Annotated in this window: 1 pseudogene; it reads right to left on the reverse strand. The window is 53.2% G+C overall.

The window, feature by feature from the left end:
* Positions 1-94 precede the first annotated feature (94 nt).
* Positions 95-466, reverse strand: a pseudogene (nimT, locus tag AC3DE3_RS17270) (2-nitroimidazole transporter); the annotation flags it as partial.

Genomic DNA, 466 nt, shown 5'->3' on the forward strand with positions numbered 1-466 from the left:
GTTCAGCCGGATCATAAACGCGTTTGCACTGAATATTCATCGTATTTGTTCTCCCTTTCACGCATGATTTGTCACGTCACTATAGCACCGGATATTAGCGAATTTCTTTGTCTCTCCCGGCGCAAAGTCCGAAAATCGCCATCAGTAGTGAAAGTATTGCAACACCCATCAGTGGTACGGACCAGTCACCGTTAGCATCGTGTATTTTACCCATCAGCGGCGGCCCACAGGCTGCCAGCAAATACCCGACGGATTGTGCCATCCCCGAGAGTGCCGCCGCCTGATGCGCAGAACTTGCCCGCAGACCAATGAACGTCAACCCCAGTATCATTGTTGCGCCGGAACCAAAGCCGAAAAGCAGAGTCCAGGTGATCGCGTGCGCTGGCATAAAGCAGAGCCCAACCGCGCCCACTGCGCACATCAAGGCAACGAACGCTGCAATACCACGCTGATCTTTCACATGGTG

The organism is Dietzia sp. IBK-p2-16D (genome assembly GCF_057773085.1).